The organism is Pontibacter virosus, assembly GCF_003096355.1.
Taxonomy (GTDB): Bacteria; Bacteroidota; Bacteroidia; order Cytophagales; family Hymenobacteraceae; genus Pontibacter; species Pontibacter virosus.
Genome location: NZ_QEKI01000009.1, coordinates 1 through 22,128 on the forward strand (window position 1 = coordinate 1; position 22,128 = coordinate 22,128).

The following is a 22,128-nucleotide window of genomic DNA, read 5'->3' on the forward strand; positions in this document are numbered from 1 at the left end:
GGCCGCCCTGCCGGCTGCCCCTCTCTACTTCGTTTCCCCTATCCGCGTTACCGTGTCGGGAGTGCAAAGGTCCACAAATTTTCCGGAACCGCAAGGAGTATGTTATAACATTATCTTATGTTTTGAGATGGTTTCGTTTAACTATCTGAGTTGCACCATTAAAATTTTGTAAAGTTTTAAAAAGTTTCTTCTGCTTTCTACTCAACTCTTTTCACTTTAGCTTATTTGACTACTTTCCTTCTCTTCAAGCTCTTTGTCTCTCTATAAATAATAAGAGGTACAGCCATTTTACTGACTGTACCTCCACCTAATCCTACTTTATTTGCTACTATAGTGTAAAGTGGTGCTGTTAGCTCTTATACTACAGCTGTCTCTGCATATTCTTGCAAATACTTATACCTTTCTGTCAGCTCTCCTCTCTTGGCTATCGTTGCCCGTTCCAGCATACCCCCTTCATCATTGTTTAAAAACTGCGGGAACACGTAGTCTATAATATTGCGCCCGAAGTCGCGGGAAGCATTGCGGGGCAGTTCGCATGGCAGGTTGTCGACGGCCATTACAGTAATATTGTCTTTTCTGCTGTAGGCTGGCTCTAGCTTGCCTGTCTCTGGATTGTAGTCGTAGGCGGGTTCAGGTATAGTAGTGGCTCGTTTGGTGGTAGGTATAGATCCATCCACATCGCAGGTGATATCGGCGATGGTGTCGATCTTGAAGTCGGGCTGGCGGGTGTCTTCTTCCGAGAACAGTTTCGGGGCATTCGGATCCCAGTAAGCACAGGCCATCAGGAGGTCGGTTACTTTAGTGAATTTGCGGAAGGTGGACTGATATAGCTCCGGGTGGGCGTAGAAATCAGGAGAGTCCCATACCTCTACATCGGGGCGGTTGTTATAGTCGCCGGAGTGCAGCTGGGCGTATACCGGCTCGTTGAACTGCTTATACAAGTAGTCGAACACGCTCACCTTTTTAATACCCATCTTGTCGAGCACTTCCATGGCGCCTCCTGCCACACGGCCACCACCGGTCACGGCAATCTTTATTGGTGGGAGCTTCACCTTAAAGTATTCTTCCTGCATGTCTTCCATCTCGTGGCAGAGGTAAGCGGGCTTCAGGTCGAAGAGCTTCCACTTTTTGCCATAGGTCAGGATACCGTTATAGGCCCCCACTATACCGGCATACCGGCCAAAGGCCACTACACGCTGCCCTTGCGCATTGGTCAGGAGCTCGTAATCTATTAAGGTGATGTTCTTGTCGAGCACGGCACGCAGGAGTTTAGCGTTATGAGGCTGCTTCTTTATTGTATGCGAGAAGAAAAAGTAGGTCTTGTTCGGTATCAACTGGTCGATGGGCACTTCCTTCACGCCCATCAGCACATCGCAATCGTTCAGGTCCTGCTGCAGGGCTATACCTAGTTCAGCGTATTCTTCGTCGGTAAAACAGCGCACGTCACTCGGTTGCACCACCACCTCTGCTCCTGGAAACGCCTGCATGGCTTCCACGCATTTTTTAGGGGTGAGCGGCACGCGCTTGTCAACTGGTATTTTGCCTTCCTTGATGATGCCGATCTTAACTTTTTTCATAGGTGCGTGTTTGTGAATTGTTCTGCTGCAAATTGTGTTTGAAAGTCTGGGAAAAGCGGAGGACTACACCTTATATATAGGTGCGCCTTCTATTATAGTGTAAAAGGCCAGTCGCCACACCTCGAACTATTTAGCTTTCATGCTTCAATATAATAAACAATTACTATTACTTTTGTAGAAATTACTGAAAGAGCGCCTTTGGCTTGTCTTCCAGCGCAATAGAAAATCCCAAATTCCCAATCAATACTTCATCGTTATGATACTTAAAACAAAACCTGCTGATACTTTCAAGGAGCGCCACAACGGCCCTGACAAAGCACAAATGCAGGACATGCTTAAAACCATCGGGGTAGACTCGCTGGATCAACTGATTGAGGAGACCGTACCGGCCGCCATTAGACTTAAAAAGCCGCTGAACCTGCCAAAGGCGCTTTCTGAAACCAACTTCCTGAAGCAATTCGGTGAGATCGCCAGAAAGAACAAGGTATACAAGTCGTATATCGGTTTGGGTTACAACGACACCATTATGCCTCCAGTGATACTCCGCAACATCATGGAGAATCCGGGTTGGTATACTGCTTATACCCCTTACCAGGCTGAAATTGCGCAGGGCCGTCTGGAGGCGCTGATCAACTACCAGACCATGGTAATGGACCTGACCGGTATGGAAATCGCCAACGCATCTTTGCTGGACGAAGGTACTGCCGCCGCCGAGGCCATGGGTATGTTCTACGCCCAGCGCAAAGGTGCACGCAAGAACGCGAACCGCTTCTTCGTTTCGAACCTGGTGCTGCCGCAGACGCTTGACATTCTCACTTCACGCGCTATACCTATCGGCATTGAGCTGGTAATCGGTGACCACCGTGAAGTAGATTTCAATGACGAGACTTTGTTTGGTGCCCTGGTGCAGTATCCTGCTGCCGACGGTGCCATTTTCGATTATACAGATTTCATTAGCAAAGCGCACGAGCAGGAAATGCTGGTTGCCGTAGCTGCTGACATTCTTTCTTTGACGTTGCTAACACCTCCAGGTGAGATGGGAGCCGACGTAGTGGTAGGTACTACCCAGCGTTTCGGTGTACCGATGGGCTTTGGTGGTCCGCACGCAGCTTACTTTGCTACGAAAGACGCTTTCAAGCGTGTGATTCCGGGCCGTATCATCGGTATTTCGGTGGACGCCGCTGGTGATAGAGCCTACCGTATGGCTTTGCAGACACGCGAGCAGCACATCCGTCGCGAGAAAGCGACTTCTAACATCTGTACCGCACAGGTACTACTGGCGGTAATCGCGGGTATGTATACGGTGTACCATGGCCCACGTCGCCTGAAGTACATCGGTCTGAACACGCACTCTTTAGCGCAACAGCTGGAGCAAGGCCTGAAAGCACTTGGCTTCGAGCAGTTGAACGAGCAATACTTCGATACGCTGAAAATTGCGGTGGAGAGTGCTGACATGAAGAACGCTATCCGCACCGAGGCAGAAGCGGCGGGTATCAACTTCCGTTATTTCGAAGAGAACTTCATCGGTATTTCCCTGCACCAGAACACCGAGCTGGAAGATGTGAAAGACATCCTGGCGGTGTTTGCGAAAGTGGCTGGTAAGTCGGCTGATGTACTCGATATAGACGAACTGCCGGAAGAGACAGAAATCACCTGGGCAGATAAACTGATCCGCACCAGCGAGTACCTCACCCACGAGGTGTTCAACAAGCACCACTCCGAGCACGAGATCCTGCGCTACATGAAGCACCTGGAGAACAAAGACATTTCGTTGGTTCACTCCATGATCTCTTTGGGCTCTTGCACCATGAAATTGAACGCCACAGCGGAGATGATTCCGGTGACCTGGCCAGAGATCGGGCAGCTGCACCCATTCGCGCCTGCCGACCAGACACAAGGCTATGCCGAGATTTTCAAGAATTTGGAAGCCTGGCTATGTGAGATCACCCGTTTCGATGCGATGTCGCTGCAGCCAAACTCTGGTGCGCAAGGCGAGTACGCTGGCCTGATGGTGATTCGTGCGTACCACGAGTCACGCGGCGATTATCACCGCAACGTAGCGCTAATCCCTTCTTCAGCTCACGGCACTAACCCGGCCTCTGCTGTAATGGCGGGCATGAAAGTGGTGATTGTGAAGTGCGACGAGAAAGGCAACATCGATGTGGCTGACCTGCGTGCGAAAGCCGAGCAATATAAGAATGAGCTGTCTTGCCTGATGGTGACTTATCCATCTACACACGGTGTGTACGAGGAGTCAATCATCGAGATTTGCCAGGTAATACACGACAACGGTGGCCGTGTGTACATGGACGGTGCCAACATGAACGCCCAGGTAGGTTTGACGTCGCCAGCGCACATTGGTGCTGACGTATGCCACCTGAACTTGCACAAGACGTTTTGCATCCCTCACGGTGGCGGTGGTCCTGGCATGGGCCCGATCGGTGTGGTAAAAGATCTGGCTCCGTTCCTGCCGGGTCATGCGGTAGTTGACCTTGGTCGCAAAGAGGCTATTAACGCCATCTCGGCTGCTCCTTGGGGTTCTGCTTCTATCCTGCCAATTTCATATGCATATATCGCGATGATGGGAGGCGAAGGTCTGACAGAAGCTACCAAAATGGCCATCCTGAATGCTAACTATATTAAGGCGCGTCTGGAGAAGCACTACCCGGTGCTGTATGTAGGCGCTAATGGTCGTTGTGCACACGAGATGATTCTCGATTGCCGCGAGTTTAAGAAGTTCGGCGTAGAAGTAGAGGATATCGCGAAGCGTCTGATGGACTACGGTTTCCATGCGCCTACCGTATCGTTCCCGGTAGCGGGCACGTTGATGGTGGAGCCAACCGAATCGGAGGCACAGGAAGAACTGGATAGATTCTGCGACGTGATGATCTCAATCCGTGAGGAGATTCGTGAGATCGAAGCGGGCAAGGCTGACCAGAAAAACAACGTGCTGAAGAACGCGCCGCATACCCTGAAAGTGGTGATGGTGGAGAACTGGGAGCGTCCTTACTCTCGCGAGAAAGCGGTATTCCCAATGGCATACCTGCGCGACAACAAGGTATGGCCAACTGTTAGCCGCATCGACAGCGCTTACGGCGACCGTAACCTGGTTTGCTCTTGTGCTCCGATTGAAGCCTACAACGAGAATGAAAATGAGATGGTAGCGATCGGCTAACTTATCCATTCCCTTATACCTGAAAAGCCTGGCCACCTCGGTCAGGCTTTTTTGATTTTGGGCCGTGCAAATCGCCTTCGCCTGTACTTCTTCATGCCTTGATTTAACAACATCATTTTAGCGTGCACCTGGCAACAATCTCCACAGCTATACCTACTAGTTATCCAGCACCGTATACCTGTTTTAGAAATGTCCTGTACCTAATCCAACAACTCTATGCGAAACGCTATACCTCACTTCAAACACTGGCTATACCTGATCCCTGCCTTCCTGATCGGTTTGAGCGGCTGCATACCTTCTATAGTAGCTGACAGCACTTACGACCGCAGCGTGGATTTCCAGATATACCGCACTTTTGCTTTGCTTGAACCCGAGATGGCCAATACCTCCGCTGACCCCAACCTGTACGAGCCGCTGCTGGACAGGCGGGTGCGCGATGCAATCGCAGCTGAGTTGGTTAAGAAAGGTATGCTGCTTGACGTCGAAAATCCAGACCTGCTGGTTGCTTATGATGTGTCAGTAGCACAGGATGCCGCTACTGCTTCCCCTGATTTTGGATACGCTTACTGGTTTGGCTATCGTTTCAATTATAACTCTGCCGATTTTCCGGGATACAGACCAGTCGCACAATATATACCTGGAACCATGCTGATCGACCTGATATCGGCCAGTACCAACGAGTTAGTGTGGCGCGGCGCGGCAGAAGGCGATATTAATGTGACACAGACAGACGAGAGCAGGATCAGAAGGTCCATTATCAGTATCCTATCACAATATCCACCTAACAGACCCGCTTCCAGCAGGCCAAGTTCACGATAACTTACAATCGATAAGACAGGCTGAAACCACCATAGTAGTTGCGCGGTGAAGCTGGTTGGAAGTAGCGTCCGCCAAAGGCGTTCAGGTCGTTGCCCAGGCTGTACTTCTCATCCGTCAGGTTTTCAGAGCCGGCAAATACATCCAGCACAAACTGATTCCCCAATTCCCTTCTCAACCCAAGTCGCGCTCCCGCTACCAAATAAGTATCGGCATATACCGTGTTCTCGTCGGTAAGCGGAATCTCATCCACATAGTTGGCTGTCAGGTATAGGTATAGCCCGAAGCGGGTAGCCAGGTCTAGGCCGGCAGTCAGGGTGTGTGGAGCCACGCCGGTCAGTTTATTGCCACTCAGGTCGGTGTCGTCTTTCTGGTAATCGCGGAAGCGGAAATGGCTGTAGGTATAGCTGCTCCATACCTTGAGTAAAGTAACCGGCTGCGTCGCATCTTCGAGTAAGGTATAGCCTAGGGCCGCTTCGAGTCCGCTTTGCGAAGTGGCCCCCACGTTTCGGAACACAGCTATACCGGACAAATCCTGTCGACTTGCAATTGTTTCCCGCAACCTGAAGTGAAAAGCTACCAAATCAAAGCTCAATTTCCTGTTCAAGGTATAGCCGCGTATACCAGCTTCGTAGTTGATGCCTTTCTCCGCTTCCAGTTCCTGGTTGAGAGCGCCGTCGGAGGTGAGCAACTCTTCTTCAGAAGGCGGCGAGAAACCAGCACTCACACTGCCGTGCACCGACACCTGATCTGATAAGCGATTAAGTAATGATACCCTGGGGGAGAGCACCGCACTGAAATCTCTGGTGTATTGGTACGCACCACCACTCGGTGCCTGGTGCAGACGCGTGATCTCATACCTGGTATCGTTCAAACTGAGGGCAGCTGTGGCGATCCAGTTGCCGGGCAACTCGAACTCAGCTTGTGTGAAAAGCAATCCCGTTTTAGCTAGTACTTCGTCATCGGTACGCAATGAGTCGGTGCGCCCCTGGTTGTTGTCATAAGTGCGAGCCGCTTCGAAGCCCCGCTGGTATTCTCCCCCGAAAGTTACTGTTGTAGCTACTGTACCAAGGTTGGTGTTATACACAAATCGGCTCCGGCCTCCATATTCCTGGTTCGTGTTGCGCTCGTAGTCGGTATTGAACGGATGGTCTCTATACCTAAACAAGCCATACAGGGCCGTCGTGTTTTTCCAGCTGTCGCTAAAGCGGTACTCATGCGATAGGACGATGTTTATACCTTGCTGGCTCATCGAGGCATTTTGGTTAACACTCCCGAACATCCCGCCGCGTGCCTGTCGCGGATCCTGCTCATACTGCTCACGGGTTAGTCCGCCGGGCAGCTGATAGAAAAGATCAGAGTAAATCAGGTTGGCCTGGATCGTGCTCTTCTCAGATGGATTGAAAATAGAGGTGAGCATCAGCGTTTCGCGGTCCATACCCGACTGCTCGCGATAGCCGTCGATTTGCTGGCGGGTGTACTGCAGGTATAGGCTCTGCTTCTCGCTGCCCACACTGGCACTGGCGGTATAGCGCTGCAAGCCGAATGAGCCAAAGGTCGTTCCCACCTGAAAAGCCTTCTCTCCGGGGGCTGCCCTGCGTGGCTCGAATAGCACCGTGCCGCCAGTACCGGCTCCGTAAATACTTCCTGCCGGACCTTTCAATATTTCCAAACTGTTGAAGTTAGCCGCATCCAGCAGGTTTAGGTTCGTAATGCCATTCGACTCCGTAAACGGCATCTCCCCCAGATATACCTTCACATTCCTTATCCCATAAGGAGACCGTAAACTGCTGCCCCTGATAGAAAGCCGGTAACTGGCCGTAGCTCGCTCCTCCATGCGCACTCCTGGTACTGTGTTTACAGCCCGTACCAAAGAGCTTTCGTCAAAGCGCTGGATTACTTCCCGGTCAATTACACTTAAAGCGCCAGCCGTTTCCAGCAAAGGCCGGTTGCTTTCATAACCCGTCACAACCACCTCCGAAAGGTTAGCCGTCAATGGCTGCAGGTATACGCGCACCGCTATACCTGGCTGGAAGCGCTGCAGTAAAACCGTATCTGGCTTATAGCCAATGTGTGAGATTAATAAGAAAGACGCCTGGTCTGCTACAGACAGCTCAAAGCGTCCAGAAACTTCAGTCAGCGTTTGCTCACCGCTATTGGCTGTGATGGTCACACCTTCCAGCGCCTGGTGAGTATGGGCGTGCAGTACCTGGCCAGCGACCTGCTGCTGGGCGTAACCCAGCAAAGGCAGCAGCATAGTGGTAGTCAGAAAAAGGGATTGGAGCAGGAGTAATAATTGATTCATGTATGCAAGTTAGCTGCTAACAAAACGGGTTATACCAGGCAAGGGTTAGAATTATGCAGGATTTGCTATGTCTGCCTAATTGTAACAATCACAGCTGGCATTCGGTTAAATCAAAATACAAATCAACTCTGTGAACTTAACTGTACCAAAACTATGAAGAAAATACTCACAACTACTGCTTCACTGGCCTTGGCACTGGCGTTCATCAGCTCGCCAGCCTTTGCTCAGGAAGACGAGAAGCCAGTCAGCGCATCCGTAGAAGGCCACATTTTTAAACCTGCCCGCGTAGAGGCGACCGATGCCCGAGTAAAGCAGCTCAAAGTACCGGCAGGCTTCCAGATCACCAAATTTGCCGAGAACCTGAACAAGCCCCGCATGATTGCCGTGAGCAACGATGGGGTGGTGTACGTGACCGACCGCGACAAAGGAACCGTGATGATGCTCCGCGACACGAACAAAGATGGAAAAGCCGAAGAGCAGAAAGTGGTTGCTACGAAAGAGCACATGCACGGCATTGCCATAAAAGATAATAAAATCTGGCTGGCTACCGTGAAGGAGCTCTATACAGCCAACATCAACAAAGACGGTTCGTTATCTGAACTCCAACTGCTGCTGGATGATCTGCCCGATGGTGGTCAGCACCCCAACCGTACCCTGCGCATTGGCCGCGACAACAAGCTCTACATTTCCATCGGCAGCACCTGCAACTCCTGCGACGAGCCCAACAAGGAGCACGCCACCATTCTGCAAGCTGACCTCGACGGCAAAAACCGCAAGGTATACGCCAAAGGCCTGCGCAACACGCTTGGCTTCGACTGGCACCCACAGAGTGGCGAAATGTTTGGCATGGATCACGGAATTGACTGGCTGGGCGATGACGAACAGCGCGAAGAGCTCAACAAAATAGAAGAAGGTGCGGACTACGGCTGGCCCTACATCTATGGGGAAGGCAAGGAAAACCCAGGCGACCAGCCCAAAGATATGAGCTATGAGGAATACAAGAAGAAGACCAAGTATCCGCTGCTCACCTACACTGCCCATGCCTCGGGTCTGGATATGATTTTCTACAAAGGCAACCAGTTTCCGAAAGAATATCAGGGCGATGCCTTTGTGGCCTTTCACGGATCCTGGAACCGATCCAAGCCTGCCGGCTACAAAGTGGCTCGCGTTCGTTTTGAAAACGGCCAGCCAAAGGAGTTTGTAGATTTTGTGACAGGCTTTCTGGTAGACGACAACAAATCGCAGTTTGGCCGCGTGGTTGGGCTGGCTACCCATACCGATGGCTCACTGCTGATCACCGATGATTCTAATGGCGTCATATACCGTGTAGCACATAGTGCTGCAGGCAACCAACAGCGCAACAAACGTTAAATCTTCCATAAGCTACAAAAGAAAAAAGGCTCCGTAGAATCTGCGGAGCCTTTCCAAACTATGAAAGCTAATGAAATAAAGATCTATTGAAAGAGGTCTTACTTGATTCGGAACTCTGTTCTTCTGTTCTGCTGGTGCAGTTCCTCCGGACAAGCAACGCCGTCTATACACTTATTTACTAACCTTGTCTTACCGTAGCCTTTGGCAGTTAGTCTGTCTTTGGCTATACCTTTCTCGATCAGGTAGTCCACGGCGGCCTGGGCTCTTCGCTCTGAGAGCACCTGGTTGTACTTCAGGCTTTCACGGCTATCAGTGTGCGAGCTCAGCTCTATTTTGATCGTTGGGTTCGCCACCAGTACTTCGGCCAGCTTATCCAATTCTTTGGCAGCATCCGAACGAATATCCCACTTGTCCAGGTCGTAGTAGATGTTCTCCAACACAATAGCCACATCCTTCTCGTCCCGGTCAAAGACCATCGCTACTTGCACAGTATCAGTGGCGGTTTTCGGTACCTCTACCTGTACGTTCTGGTTTAGGTAGCCTTGCTTGGAACCCTTCAGAGCGTAGATGTTGCCTTTGCGGCCATCCATAAAGTATTGGCCTTTTGTGTTCGTGGTTGCTACACTGGTATCATTCAGGTTCTGCTGCGATATAACGAGCTGTACCTGTGAAAGTGGAAGCTGCACATTTTTCTTCTGCTCGTTCTGCTTGCGCTCCATTGTGGTCACTGCCAGTACTACAGGCTTTTGCAGCACTTTGAAACTGTAGATATCATCCGTGCCGTTGCTGCTTTCGCGGTTAGAAGATAGCAAGCCGGTTTCTTCGTCTTCGTTGAACATGATGCCATAGTCGTTCTTCGACGAGTTGATTGGATGGCCCATATTGTTCACCGCCGTCCAGGCAGCGTGTTTGCCCTCGGCTGAGAAGATATCCAAACCGCCCATTCCCATGTGTCCGTCAGACGAGAAGTACAGCTTGCCATTCTGATCTACATAAGGGAAGCTCTCGCGGCCCGGCGTATTGATCAGGATACCTGCATTTACAGGCTCTCCCCAGCTGCCATCCGGCTGACGCAAGGTATAGTAGATGTCCGTCTCACCCACACCGCCCGGCATATCCGACACAAAGTACATGATCTTGCCGTCAGGCGACAGGGCCGGATGCCCTACAGAGTACTCTGCTACATTGTTAAAAGTAAAAGGCTTAATCTCTGTCCAGGTAGTACCGCGTCTTTGAGAAGAGTAGATCTCCAGTCGGTTTATGTATTCCTGCACCTGCGACTTGTCTACCCAGCTTGTCGGGTCGGCGTTGCCCGCCTTGCGCTTCTGCACCAGTTGGGTACGGGTGAAGTATAGTGTCTGCCCGTCTTCCGTGGCCGATGCCGTGGCATTGTGATACTGGTCATTGATCATTTCGTGCAGCGCCGTAGGCTTACCCCAGTTGCCATTGCCATCGCGGCTGGCCATAAAGAGCTGCAGGTATGGGCGACCGGTCCAGCCGTAGGTGCCAGCGGTTTTTCCCTCCTGGTTTACGCCACGGTCCGACGTGAAGATGATCGCGTCTTTGCCATAGTTCATCGGGCTGAAGTCAGAAAAACCCTGGGCATTCAGTCCGCTCAGGCGCTGTACTTCGGCCAGTGGCATTTTCTGGTTCATCCAGTTCATGGCTTTGTCGCAAGAGGCCATCAGGTGCTGGGCACGCTCCTCTACATCCGGCACTTCCTCGGCCCACAGCATGTACTGCTGCTTGGCTTCCTCGTACTTGCCGTTACTGCGCAGCGCCTCTGCATAATGGTAAATGTTCTGCGGATCGCGGCCTGGCATGGCCACCACCTGCGCGTACCAGCGCTCTGCCTCTACGGTCTGGCGTGTCAGGCGGTAAGAGTCGGCTATGCGCTCAGCTGTTTTCACATCCGGCTTGCGCTTCTCCGACGCCTTTTTGTACTGCTCTAAAGCCAGCGCAAATTCAAACTTTTCGTAGTGCTTGTTTGCCTTGCGGAGCTCCTGCTGCGCTTCGGCTACAGGTGCTACGCCCAGTAACAGGGCAGCAGTAAGGTATAAGGGTATATGTCTGAAATTCATATGCGGTAAGAGCTAATATTAAAAGTATTGAGGCGTCAGCATTTTCGTGTCCTGCTTCTTGAAGAAGTAGTAACCTACCGAGATCTCGTGCGATTGAAAACCGTTCAGGTCGTTGAGCATGCGGTCGTAGGAGTAACCCAGGCGCAAGGCGTTGGTCACCTGCAGTTCAGCGATCAGAGCCACGGCAGTACGCTTGTTTACGGGGTCCGCCTCCGGATTTTTGTTGAACAGGTTCATGCTCGTGCGGTAGGAGCTGCCCAGCCACAGACGGTCGCCCAACAGCACAAAGCCATTCAGGTCCACGTTGGCAGGGGCATGGAAGTCTTCCTTGATCAGCACGCTTGGCTTGAGCTTCACAAAGCTGCTTACGTCAAACACATAGCCTGTCGTGAAGTAGTAGTGGCGAACCGGCTCGATCTGAAAAACGTCCTTGAACTGGATCAGGTCGGATGCGGAAAGGCCAGCGTAGAAGCGTGATGTATTGTAATAAACACCCAGCTTCACATCAGGTCTGTAAAACACGTCTCTGCCCGCAGGTATACTTGGATCATCCGGAACACCTAGCTCCGCACCATCCATCACACTCTGCACCACACCGGCTGCTATACCTAAGCTCAGCGTTCCGCGTGCGCTCACCGATACACGGGCCGCCGCGTTGGCATAAGCCGAGGTAGTAGAATAGGCACCAATCTTGTCGCGGGTGAAGTTCGGGCCCAGGCCCAGGCGCTCGTGGCTGGTCAGGCCGTCTACGCTCAGCGCCTGCGTCGTAGGCGCCCCGTCTATACCTGTCCACTGCGAACGGTGAAATGCGTTGATATTAAGTACACCTTTGGTCCCGGTATAGGCCGGGTTAATGGCCATACTATTGAAGATGTACTGCGAGTACTGCGGGTTTTGCTGGGCATTAGCTGCAAAGGTCAAGAACAGCGCCAGCAGGGTATAAAGTATTCTCATGGTAATAAAATTTTCAAATGAATGCACTCGCTTATCGGAAGATGGTCACATAGCCGCTGTAGTCCTGGTACTTACCATCGCATAGCTTCACCCTTACCTTGTAGAAGTAAGTACCTTGTTCCAGCCCCTTGGCAGCCCAATCGTTCTTGTAGTTCTTCTGCTTAAATACCTCAGATCCCCAGCGGTTGAACATCACCATTTCGTTGTCCGGGAACTTGTCCAGGTTCTTCACCAGCCAGGTATCGTTCTTGCCGTCACCGTTCGGGCTAAAGGCTTTCGGGAATTCCAGTTGTCCGTCGGCCATTCTGGCGTCCATATCGATGCTGTATTCGGCTGAGCCTGCGCAGCTGCCGTTGTATGCAATCACGCTCACGCGGCCTGTTGCCGTTGGGCTGCTGGCTTTTACTTTGATGGTGGCCGTGCCCTGACCAGACTCGATGGTGAAGCCTTCTGTTACCGTCCAGGTATAAGATGTCGCTCCTTCTACCGGATCGGCGGTATAGATCAGTCCCTCGCAGACGCTGCTGTTATCCGTGATGCGGGTAACAGGGGCAGGAGGCATGGTGATGTCGATGTTCAGGCTAGCCCAGTCGCTGATGCCGCAACCATTAATGGCCCTCACACGCACGGTACCGCCCGTTTCGGCAGCAGCCACCGTAATGCTCGTGCCGTTGCTGGCGCCTTCGATCGTCAGGCCACCGGTCGTTTCCCACTCGTAAGCGGTCGCGCCAGGTATAGCTTCGATGCTGAAGGAGTTGCCTGTGCTATTGAGGCACACGTTCATGTTGCTGTTGATTGTTCCAGGTGTCGCCGGCTTCAGCGACGGTGAAACGGCCAGTTTGGCTACAGCACCTGCACCACAGTTTTTCACCGTGTTGGTGGCGTATACCTCTATGTCGCCGCTCGTCTCACCTACTGTTACGTTGATACTAGTACCAGTCAGTTTGTCGGCGCTCCAGCCCTGCGGTACTGCCCAGGTATAGGTCATGCCTGCCTCCGGTGATGCGATGCTGAACGTGAGTGTTGCTCCGATACAGCCTGTAGTTGCCGTACTCGCAATAGAAGGTGCTACTGGTTTCAGGGTCACTTTCACAGGCACACTGAGGGCTGCGCTTGTGTTACAGTCATTACCAGCTTTCACCGTGATCGGGCCTCCTTCTTTACCAACTTTTACTTTTACTACTCTGCCATTCTCCGTTTCGCTTACTATAGACCAGTCCGCTGTCGGGAAGGCCCAGGTATAGCTCGTAGCACCGGCTACTACTGGTGTGCTGAAGGTTGTCTCTTCGCCTTCGCACAGGTCCAGGTTGCCCGTGATGGACAGCGGTATTGCCGGTGATGGCGTAACCATCAGCACTTTCTCTATGGTGCTGCTGAAGCCACAGGCATTCGTCACCGTTAGGTATACCTTGCCGCCTAGCAGGCTCTGGTTCTTAGGACGAACACTCACGCTCGTGCCCGCATCGTTTGTGCCTTCTACAAACTCGAGGTTGCTGTCCAGTGTCCACTTATAAGTAAGACCTTCTACAGCTGCCGCACGCAGGGCTATACCTGTAGTGCTGTTGAAGCATATGCTGGCGTCTCCTGTAATCGCTACTTTTTCTGGCTCGCCGATTACATTGACAGTAGTTTCAGCAGTCTTACTAACATCCTTACACTGCGTTTTCACGGTTACTTTTATTACCTGAGCGTTTAGCGTGGTGCCTGCGGTAACGGTTATGGTGCTGCCGTCTTCAGATTTGCTCACCGTTTTCCAGCCTGCTGGCAGTAACCAGGTGTAGGTGCCACCGATCACATCCGACGTTGCTTTGAAAGTGAGTTCACCTCCACGGCATACTGAAGTTGGCGCCTCCACAAATGACAGTTCGATGTTCGGGTTACACTTCACATCCGGAATCACCACAACATCTTCATTATTGTCAGGGTCAGAGTCATCCGGATCACCCGGGTTGTTAGGGTCTCCCGGATTATTTGGGTCATTCGGATCGCCTGGGTTATTCGGATCTTCTGGGTTATTCGGATCTTCTGGGTTGTTGGGATCAGTAGGGTTAGAAGGGTCTTTGCTGATGATGCGTGCAATGTTGCGAACCTGGCCTGCCTTTACTAACTGAGCGTTAATAATAAGCTCAGCCGTTGCTTTTGCCTCCAGCGAAGGAATCTTGAATGCCCCAGTCACTGGGTCATACGAAGTGCCACTGCTTACACTGAAGTCCACCAACCGAAGGCTCTCCGGCAGTTTTTCGCCTACTACGATATTTTTTTCTGATGCTGCGCCATGGTTCGTTACCACGATGCGGTATTGCACCATATCACCGACCATGTACTCTGCCTTGGCGTTTACCAATTCTTTCGTTACGCCCAGGTCAGGCAGCAGGATCACTACTTCCTCTTCGTTGTTGTCCGGATCCTTGTCATTATCCGGCGTGCGGTCGATGATGGTGGCCACGTTGCGGATGGCACCCGTGCGAACGATCTTTGCATACACAAGCAGTGTGGCAGAAGTGTTTCCTGCCAGTGTAGGGATATTGAATATACCTGTCGAGGCGTCGTAAGTCGTTCCGCTGGTAGCAGTATGCTTTACATACTCAAGTTCCTGTGGCAACTGCTCTCTTACATTTATATTCGTCTGAGGCATTGAGGCGTTGTTTGACACCTTAATCTCAAAGGCCACCACATCGTTTAGCTTATACTCGCTCTTTGGATCAATAAGCTTCTTGGTTACACCCAGGTCAGGCAGGATGATCTCCACCTCTTCCTCGTTGTCATCCGGATCTTTGTCATTGGGGCGGTCGATGATCGTGGCTACGTTGCGGATGTTGCCCGTGCCAACAATCTCGGCATATACGATCAGTGTAGCAGACGCATTGCCTGCCAGTGTCGGGATGTTATAAATGCCTGTCTCAGGGTTATATTTGGTGCCGGGAGTTTCCTCATGTCGCACATATTTCAACCCGCTCGCCAGTTGCTCACTGACATTAATATTCGTTTCTGTTTTCGATGACTTGTTGTCGACCTTGATCTCGTAGGCAATTACATCGCCTAAGCTATAGCTTGATTTCGGGTCAATGATGCTTTTTGTCAGGCTTAGATTTGGGAGAATTATTTCTACCTCATCTTCATCATCATCCGGTTCAGGGTCTGGGTTATCGCCAATAATGATCACTTCATTTCGGATATTTCCCGTACCCGTTACTTCAAACACGATTTTGATTGACTCCTGTGTGTTAGGCTCCATGTCCCCTATGACCCATTGATGGGTACTAGCGTCATAGTAAGTCTGCCCTGTGGCGGATTCTGCCCGCACAAACTTAAGACCTGTAGGAATTCTCTCGCTCACCGCTACATTTTTAGCAACGCCTGGCCCTCTGTTTACAGCCTTAATGGTGTAGGTTACATAAGCTCCTACCGACACGTCGGTAGCGTCTGTTTCTTTTGTTACTGAGAGGTCAGCTTCTACCACGTTCTGCAAAGCCAGAATGTTGGTATTGAAGTACACAGTCTCCTGCAAAGAAATGGCTCTGCCAATCAAGGTTACATTATCGCCTAAGGTGACACTCTTCTTAGCGATGATGTTTCCTTGAAAAAAGCCTGGTGCGCCGATGTTCACATCGCCCTCTACAACCCAGTAAACATTCTCCGGTGAGGCCCCCATAGCAGATAACTGCACTGAGCCTGCATTTGAATTGAAATTGCCGTCAATGATAAAAACGAACATCGAGTTGAAATCTCCACCCCCTGAAAGCTGAAGTATGCCGCTTAGCGTGGCGTCACCCGGAATTTTATAGACGCCTGGGCCTAGGGTGCTGCCACCGCCTAAAGTGGAGTTGCGAACCTGTGTTACAGGCAAGTCGCGCAACGCCTGGTAGGCTAATTTGGCATCACGCATTCCTTCCTCTGCCACTTCATTGGCTATTTCCTTCCTACCTGTCAGCAGATTAAGATATTGGTCTTCGCCGATTGATTTACCCGGGCTTGTGCCCAAATAACCATAGACGGTTGTGACACCGGGACCATTGGCTTGGATTTTAGTGTCTGCCAAGGCCGAGAACTTAGTGGCGCGGCCAAGGGTGATTTCTGTTTGCGCAAAAGTAAGGGTGGTGGCGGCGAACAGAAAAAGGGTGAGAAGCAGTAAAATTCTACTCATAAGGGTTATGAAAAAAAGCGTAATAAATCAGGCATAAATATAAATGTATTTCCATAAACTTTTACTATATCCTGATACTTATATATTCCAGATAAGTTTAGTACAATATAAAAAATACAATATATAGGCAGGAATAAAATGTTATAACAGCAATTGCGTAATACTATTCCAATATAAATAAGACAAAGTTTTTTTTCAGAAAAGCAGAATTACAGTACAAATATCTTGAAAGGGACATATATGGTTTTGTTACTACTTGAATATTTGGATATACTAATTTAGTGCCCTTTGGTTGCGTAAATACTTATTTTGTACACCTTTTGTTATATCGGCGGGCAAAGGAACTGAAAAAATCTTAATTAAAATAGGGAAATTTAGGCAAGGGAAACAGTGCAATAAAAAAGTGCCCTATTGATTTTTGTATACCAATAGGGCACTTCAAGTATTAAAGAAAAATTTTCTAAAAATTCTTTAAAAGTTTATATAAGATTCTCTCTACACATTCACATGTCGCTCAGCGTGGTACGATGACCGCACCAACGGGCCAGACTCGACATATTTGATTCCTCGTTTCAGGCCTTCCTCCCGGTAATGCTCAAAAAGGTCAGGGTGAATAAACTCGGCTACCTCGATGTGAAGCTTGGTTGGCTGCAGGTATTGCCCCAGCGTTAGGATGTCACAGCCATTGGCAGCCAGGTCATCCATCGCCTGGTATACCTGCTCGCGTGTTTCGCCTAAGCCCAGCATAATGCCTGTCTTGGTACGCTTGCCATACTCTTTGGTGCGGCGGATCTGTTCTATGCTGCGCTCGTACTTAGCCTGCGGACGTACGCGGCGGTACAGCTCTTTCACTGTCTCCACGTTATGCGACACCACTTCCTGGCCTGGCGAGATCATGGTGATCAGCGCGTCCCAGCTGGCTTTCACATCAGGTATAAGGGTTTCAATCGTGGTGGCAGGAGAAAGTTCTTTTACCATGCGCACGGTTTCGTGCCAAATGGCGGCACCGCGGTCTTTTAATTCGTCGCGGTTAACAGAGGTTATCACGGCGTGCTTCACGCCCATCAGCTGAATGGCTTCAGCTACGCGGCGCGGCTCGTCTACATCATACTCATTAGGGCGGCCCGTGGCCACGGCACAGAAAGAGCAGCTGCGCGTACACACATTGCCCAGAATCATGAAAGTAGCTGTGCCGGCTCCCCAGCACTCGCCCATGTTCGGGCAGTTACCGCTCTCACAGATGGTATGCAGCTTATACTCGTCTACGATGTTTCTTACCTTCGCATACTCTTTCCCTACCGGCAGCTTTACACGCAGCCAGTTTGGCTTGCGGGGCTGACCCAAAGCATTGAGCCCCTCGGGCTTAGCGTTGGGTTGTATTACCGGAAGTGTCATCATTTCATCCATGCTGCAAAGATAGGTATAATGCGTTAAGACTTCAGCAAATGCACCAGTAAATTAAGGCAGCACGGCCTATGTCCGGGGGACTTTCCTTTCAACAAACGATTGCATGGAAATGTTCTTGGCGCCTGTTATTTGCGACGGCCGTAGTAGATGTTCAGGTACACGGAGGTAAAGGTGCTGTAGTTTTCGGTCTGCGGAATCATAATCATGTCTTTGAAGAACTTCTCTACCATAAAACCCACCTCTACCCCTGTGATGCTCTCGCGGTAGCGGCCGTACTCAAAGCTCATGCCTACCTTGGCGTGCACGCCCAAGTTGATGTTGGTCTCCCCCAAACCGGTCAGCACGTTGGCATTCCCTAGCGTGTTTTCAAAACTGAGGTGCTTGTTCGGGTCATAGGCCTCGGTACGTATGTCACTGCCCAGGCCACCCCCATAGTCGTAGCGGATGTAGTAAGGTATAAGCAGGCCCAGTGAGGGACCAACCGCTCCTAGGGCGTTTACTTGAACCCCGCTTTCGGCGGCCTTGCGGAACAGCACGTGCTCCAAACCGTAATGCGGGCGCACCGAGAAGAAGTGATTCTGCTTGCCTGCAATGAAATGGTCGCCGGAGCCCGGGTTATACAGCCTATTCTCTTTCGGATGCTTGATCTCCACGATCTCGAGTCCGCCGAAACGATAGAGCCGCTCTTTCATGAACCAGGAGCTGCGTGCAAACACACCGCCCAGCAAACCGCCGTTCGAGTTCAGGTTAATGCCGTAGCTAAGTTCGTTGCTAAAGTCGTCGTCAGACTGGGCGGTTGCCGGCATTACCAGCAGCAGCGTCATAGCAATTGTGAGTACCAGGTTTTTTGCCACCTTTATACAGTTTGGGTTAGGTATGTTCTATCAAAAAGCCAGATCCAAAAGCAGGCAGGTATCAGGCATTCGAAGCCATACAGCCCGGCAAAAGACCCAGGCAGATAGGGCTGCTAATAAGGAGTACTACGGATTATTGGCGTAGCCCGTCTACGCAGCTGCGCATCAGACCGCCAGGCTCTTTTTCATAGAATCGATGCTGATGCCCAAATGCGAAGCATCATACGTGCACATACCGTCCTGAATCAGCAACAACTGGGGCGACTGGTGCTGTACCTGAAACACTTCCGCAATCTCGTTCGAAACCGGGCGGTAGCGCAAAAGGTCGAGGTAATAGGGCTTAATGTGGTCCACACTGGCACCGTCCCACTGGCGCTCCAGCCTGCTTTTAGCAGTGGAACTGATGGAACAGGCCGTGCTGTGTTTAAATATCACCACCGGGGTGTGCTTCGACTCTTCAAGTATGGTATCTAGCTGCTCTGCGCTTGTAAGCGGATGCCAATTCATTGCTATCTGATTAGGTTTACTTCTCCTTCTTCCGGAAAAGCCTGAATTTCTTTTTCTCACGGTCAGCCGGGCCCTGCTGCACAGCATCGTTGGCACTCTGGTGCTTAGACTTAAACAAACCCAACACCGGACGCTGCCGCACTTTGCCGGACTCCCCCTTCTTTAAGGTATAGGCCTCCATGTTCAGGTGGGTCTCCTTGTAAGTCGTTGCCTCTACCTGGTTCGCATCTCGCAGTGCCTTACGCATCAGGCGCCCGTGCTTATCTGTCATGGTATAGGTAATCTGAGCAAACGCAGGACTAACTGCCAAAAGCAGTACACCTGTTATTACCACCAAACGTTTCGTTTGTTTATCAAATCCCAGCTTCTTCATAACAGCTTTCCGTCTACAGTTGTTATACTGAATTCGGGAATAGGGGTTGCTCCCTAAAAAATTCCCATTCGCTTCTTCTTCACACGTCCGTTCTTGTCCATTTTTACCCGCACTGCCTCAAGCCCGGAAGAATTCTTGCCTGACACCTTAGATGTTTTTCCAGGTTTTGGACAAGGTATTCCCTTGCGCTGGCAGCCCGTTCCGAATAGCAGTGCTATGCACAGCAGGCCTAGTACCCAATATCTACTTTTCTGCATCACACTGCAATATAAGTTTATCTAAGCTAATTTCCTTAAAACGCCATGATGCTCTCTACCTTCTCGCGCAGGCGCTGCTTCGGCAGGAACTCCTGCTCCAGCGGTGGCGCAAACGGCACGGCTGTATCCAGACTGGCAACCCGTGTTACCGGTCCGTCCAAAAGCTCGAAGCAATGCTCGCCGATCCAGGCCGCTATCTCGCCGCCTATGCCGCCGGTCATAGTGTCTTCGTGCAATACAATAACGCGGCCGGTGCGGGCCACGGTATGGCGCACGGCTTCTTTGTCCCAGGGCAGCAGCGAGCGCAGGTCGAGTATGTCGAAGCTGATGTCCGTCATCTCCTGTTGCAATTGCTTAGCCCAGTGCACACCCATGCCGTAGGTGATGATCGAAATGTCAGAGCCCTCAGCTACCAGCCTGGCTTTGCCGATCTCGACGGTATAGTAATCGTCCGGAATCTCCTGCGAGATGGAACGGTAGAGCAGCTTGTGCTCAAAGTACATCACCGGGTTCGGGTCTTCGATGGCCGCGTTCAGCAAACCTTTGGCGTCATATGGCGAAGACGGATACACGATCTTCAGACCCGGTGTATGGAAGAACCAGGCCTCGTTGCTCTGCGAGTGAAAAGGACCCGCTGCCGTACCGGCGCCTGTTGGCATCCGCACCACCACATCGGCATTCTGGCCCCAGCGGTAATGGCTTTTGGCCAGGTTGTTCACGATCTGGCTGAAGCCGGCACTCACAAAATCTGCAAACTGCATCTCGACCATGCTCTTCTTGCCCTTCACCGACATACCCAAGCCTATACCTAGTATGGCCGATTCACAAAGCGGGGTGTTGCGCACGCGGTCTTTGCCGAACTGGTCGACGAAGCCTTCTGTTATTTTGAACACACCACCGTACTCGGCAATGTCCTGTCCCATTAGCACCAGTTCCGGGTAGCGCTCCATGCTCTGACGCAGGCCGTCTGAAATGGCGTCTACATAGCGCCGCTCGGTTTTAGCATCCGAAGCAGGTTTGATTACCTCTTGCTCGAAAGGACGGTACATGTCCTCCAGTTCCTCTTCGCGGTTGGCTTCCGGCATCGGTGTCGCAAAGGCAGTCTGCAGACCTTCCTCGATCTCAGCTTTGATCTCTTCGCGTATACCCTCGATGGCTTTTGGCGTCAGGATCACTTCGTCGAGCAGGTACTTTTCAAAGTTTTCCACCGGATCCTTCTTCGACCACTTCTCGAACAGTTCCTGCGGCACATACTTGGTGCCGCTGGCCTCTTCGTGCCCGCGCATGCGGAAGGTAATCGCCTCGATCAGCATCGGACGCGGGTTCTTGCGCATGCTGTAGGCAGCTTGTCGCACGGTGTCGTATACCTCTACAATGTTATTGCCGTCGATCTGCAGGGCGTCTATACCATAGGCCGGACCTTTGTCAGTAAAATGCTTGAACTTAAACTGTTCGTTGCTTGGCGTGGAAAGTCCGTAGCCGTTGTTCTCGATCATGAAGATCACCGGCAGATTCCAGACAGCCGCCACGTTGAGGGCCTCGTGGAAATCGCCCTCAGAGGCACCACCGTCACCGCTAAACACCAGCGCCACTTTCTCTTTGTTATCCAGCAAGTCAGCCAGAGCTATACCGTCGGCTACTGCCAACTGTGGACCTAGGTGTGAGATCATGCCCACGATGTGGTGCTCATTGGAGCCAAAGTGGAAAGAGCGGTCACGGCCCTTCGTAAAACCGGTCTTCTTGCCCTGAAACTGCGCGAAGAGTCTATCCAACGGTACTTCACGGCTGGTGAACACGCCCAGGTTGCGGTGCAGCGGCAGAATGTACTCGTCTGACTCCAGCGCCATGGCCGAGCCTACGGAAATAGCCTCCTGGCCTATACCTGAAAACCACTTGCTCACTTTGCCCTGGCGCAGCAGCACGAGCATGCGCTCCTCGATCATGCGGGGTTTCAGGATACCTTTATAGAGTGCGATCAGTTCGTCGTCAGAATATTCTTTGCGGTTATAATTCATCTTATTGAGAAGAAAATTCGTTGTGGTATGGCAGCATAACGTTTGCTTTGGCTGCCCATTATGGTGCTAATTTATAAATTTGTTCGGTACTTCGTGCCTTCCCGGCCCCAGCATACGCAACAAGCGGCAACCGAAAGCCCGTAAAGAAAGCAAAAGCTACAGAAAACCTGTCAGGCCTGCAAATGTTTGCCGGTTTTGATTGAACAGCGCACAAGGTATACCTGTTGAAAAAGAAATGACAGGAAAGAAATCAGGCAAAGGTAACACAGGTTGCCGCCCTTTAAAGAGAAGA

13 protein-coding genes are annotated in these 22,128 nt (G+C 51.2%); 3 read left to right on the plus strand and 10 right to left on the minus strand.

Going from position 1 to position 22,128, the window contains the following annotated elements:
• Positions 1 to 356: 356 nt before the first annotated feature.
• The gene (locus C8E01_RS13635) at positions 357 to 1,577 is read right to left on the minus strand and encodes an NAD(P)-dependent oxidoreductase (RefSeq protein WP_116544008.1); all 1,221 of its coding nucleotides are present in this window, start codon (positions 1,575 to 1,577) and stop codon (positions 357 to 359) included.
• 256 nt (positions 1,578 to 1,833) lie between these two features.
• On the opposite strand from C8E01_RS13635, the gene gcvP reads away from it, so the two are divergent.
• Positions 1,834 to 4,752: an aminomethyl-transferring glycine dehydrogenase gene (gene gcvP / locus C8E01_RS13640; RefSeq protein WP_116544009.1), complete on the plus strand. Its 2,919-nt coding sequence runs from the start codon at positions 1,834 to 1,836 to the stop codon at positions 4,750 to 4,752.
• A gap of 216 nt (positions 4,753 to 4,968) precedes the next feature.
• Positions 4,969 to 5,571 carry a DUF4136 domain-containing protein gene (locus C8E01_RS13645; RefSeq protein ID WP_116544010.1) on the plus strand — a complete coding sequence of 201 codons (603 nt, stop codon included), beginning with the start codon at positions 4,969 to 4,971 and terminating at the stop codon, positions 5,569 to 5,571.
• A gap of 1 nt (position 5,572) precedes the next feature.
• Here C8E01_RS13645 and C8E01_RS13650 read toward each other — a convergent pair whose 3' ends face one another.
• Positions 5,573 to 7,873, minus strand: a complete 2,301-nt coding sequence (locus C8E01_RS13650) for a TonB-dependent receptor domain-containing protein (protein ID WP_243409574.1) — start codon at positions 7,871 to 7,873, stop codon at positions 5,573 to 5,575.
• A 153-nt stretch (positions 7,874 to 8,026) separates the two neighbouring features.
• On the opposite strand from C8E01_RS13650, the gene C8E01_RS13655 reads away from it, so the two are divergent.
• Positions 8,027 to 9,244, plus strand: a complete 1,218-nt coding sequence (locus C8E01_RS13655; protein ID WP_116544011.1) for a PQQ-dependent sugar dehydrogenase — start codon at positions 8,027 to 8,029, stop codon at positions 9,242 to 9,244.
• Between the two features lie 98 nt (positions 9,245 to 9,342).
• Here C8E01_RS13655 and C8E01_RS13660 read toward each other — a convergent pair whose 3' ends face one another.
• The 8 genes from C8E01_RS13660 to C8E01_RS13700 form a co-directional block, all read right to left on the minus strand.
• A complete protein-coding gene (locus tag C8E01_RS13660; RefSeq protein WP_116544012.1) occupies positions 9,343 to 11,325 on the minus strand; it encodes an OmpA family protein in 1,983 nt (660 codons plus the stop codon).
• Positions 11,326 to 11,343: 18 nt separating this feature from the next.
• The gene (locus C8E01_RS13665) at positions 11,344 to 12,279 is read right to left on the minus strand and encodes a PorP/SprF family type IX secretion system membrane protein (protein WP_116544013.1); all 936 of its coding nucleotides are present in this window, start codon (positions 12,277 to 12,279) and stop codon (positions 11,344 to 11,346) included.
• Between the two features lie 31 nt (positions 12,280 to 12,310).
• A complete protein-coding gene (locus C8E01_RS13670; RefSeq protein ID WP_116544014.1) occupies positions 12,311 to 16,423 on the minus strand; it encodes an ice-binding family protein in 4,113 nt (1,370 codons plus the stop codon).
• A 495-nt stretch (positions 16,424 to 16,918) separates the two neighbouring features.
• A complete protein-coding gene (gene lipA / locus C8E01_RS13675; RefSeq protein WP_229733858.1) occupies positions 16,919 to 17,821 on the minus strand; it encodes a lipoyl synthase in 903 nt (300 codons plus the stop codon).
• Positions 17,822 to 17,955: 134 nt separating this feature from the next.
• Positions 17,956 to 18,684, minus strand: a complete 729-nt coding sequence (locus C8E01_RS13680; RefSeq protein ID WP_243409575.1) for a hypothetical protein — start codon at positions 18,682 to 18,684, stop codon at positions 17,956 to 17,958.
• A gap of 165 nt (positions 18,685 to 18,849) precedes the next feature.
• Positions 18,850 to 19,191: a bacillithiol system redox-active protein YtxJ gene (gene ytxJ, locus C8E01_RS13685; RefSeq protein ID WP_116544015.1), complete on the minus strand. Its 342-nt coding sequence runs from the start codon at positions 19,189 to 19,191 to the stop codon at positions 18,850 to 18,852.
• Positions 19,192 to 19,207: 16 nt separating this feature from the next.
• Positions 19,208 to 19,564 carry a hypothetical protein gene (locus tag C8E01_RS13690; protein WP_116544016.1) on the minus strand — a complete coding sequence of 119 codons (357 nt, stop codon included), beginning with the start codon at positions 19,562 to 19,564 and terminating at the stop codon, positions 19,208 to 19,210.
• Positions 19,565 to 19,856: 292 nt separating this feature from the next.
• Entirely contained in the window at positions 19,857 to 21,836 is a 1,980-nt protein-coding gene (locus C8E01_RS13700) for an alpha-ketoacid dehydrogenase subunit alpha/beta (protein ID WP_116544018.1), read from the minus strand.
• Positions 21,837 to 22,128 lie beyond the last annotated feature (292 nt).

What these genes read in the sequence shown, in the direction of transcription:
- C8E01_RS13635 (WP_116544008.1), bottom strand. Translation starts at nt 1,577, where the DNA reads ATGAAAAAAGTTAAGATCGGCATCATCAAGGAAGGCAAAATACCAGTT.
- gcvP (WP_116544009.1), top strand. Translation starts at nt 1,834, where the DNA reads ATGATACTTAAAACAAAACCTGCTGATACTTTCAAGGAGCGCCACAAC.
- C8E01_RS13645 (WP_116544010.1), top strand. Translation starts at nt 4,969, where the DNA reads ATGCGAAACGCTATACCTCACTTCAAACACTGGCTATACCTGATCCCT.
- C8E01_RS13650 (WP_243409574.1), bottom strand. Translation starts at nt 7,873, where the DNA reads ATGAATCAATTATTACTCCTGCTCCAATCCCTTTTTCTGACTACCACT.
- C8E01_RS13655 (WP_116544011.1), top strand. Translation starts at nt 8,027, where the DNA reads ATGAAGAAAATACTCACAACTACTGCTTCACTGGCCTTGGCACTGGCG.
- C8E01_RS13660 (WP_116544012.1), bottom strand. Translation starts at nt 11,325, where the DNA reads ATGAATTTCAGACATATACCCTTATACCTTACTGCTGCCCTGTTACTG.
- C8E01_RS13665 (WP_116544013.1), bottom strand. Translation starts at nt 12,279, where the DNA reads ATGAGAATACTTTATACCCTGCTGGCGCTGTTCTTGACCTTTGCAGCT.
- C8E01_RS13670 (WP_116544014.1), bottom strand. Translation starts at nt 16,423, where the DNA reads ATGAGTAGAATTTTACTGCTTCTCACCCTTTTTCTGTTCGCCGCCACC.
- lipA (WP_229733858.1), bottom strand. Translation starts at nt 17,821, where the DNA reads ATGATGACACTTCCGGTAATACAACCCAACGCTAAGCCCGAGGGGCTC.
- ytxJ (WP_116544015.1), bottom strand. Translation starts at nt 19,191, where the DNA reads ATGAATTGGCATCCGCTTACAAGCGCAGAGCAGCTAGATACCATACTT.
- C8E01_RS13690 (WP_116544016.1), bottom strand. Translation starts at nt 19,564, where the DNA reads ATGAAGAAGCTGGGATTTGATAAACAAACGAAACGTTTGGTGGTAATA.
- C8E01_RS13700 (WP_116544018.1), bottom strand. Translation starts at nt 21,836, where the DNA reads ATGAATTATAACCGCAAAGAATATTCTGACGACGAACTGATCGCACTC.